At 59.1% G+C, this 496-nt stretch carries 1 protein-coding gene; it reads right to left on the bottom strand.

Annotation, left to right across the window (positions count from 1 at the left end; all coding sequences use genetic code 11):
* Positions 1-496, bottom strand: a 496-nt coding sequence (locus AC1D0P_RS28580) for an ABC transporter transmembrane domain-containing protein (RefSeq protein WP_477679820.1), incomplete at both ends; no start/stop codon positions are given.

The following is a 496-nucleotide window of genomic DNA, read 5'->3' on the forward strand; positions in this document are numbered from 1 at the left end:
TCGCTGATCTCCTGCTTCTTCGACAGCATCGCCATGCCGTCATAGACGGTGCCGACATTCTCGAACAGCGCCGAGACTTCCCACATGATCCACTGCGACATGCCGTTGACGCGCAGCGCCAGCGAAATCGCCACGGCAATCACGCCGGTCGAGATCGAGCCATGCATCCAGAACCAGATCGACAGTCCCGCCGTCAGCAATGCCAGAACCGCATTGTTGAAGTAGACGAGCGCCTGGAACATCGTCACATAGCGCATCTGGCCATGCACGGTGTGCAGGAATTCATCCATCGCCGACTTCGCATAGTCCTCCTCGCGGCCGGCATGCGAGAACAGCTTCACCGTCGCGATATTGGTGTAACTGTCGACGATACGGCCTGTCATGCTCGACCGCGCATCGGCCTGCCGCTCGGAAATCTTGCGGAGACGCTGAATGAAGAACCAGAGGATCGACGAATAGACGATCAGCCACAAGCCGAGCGGGCCTATCAGCCGCC

The organism is Polaromonas sp. P1_G2, from assembly GCF_056405515.1.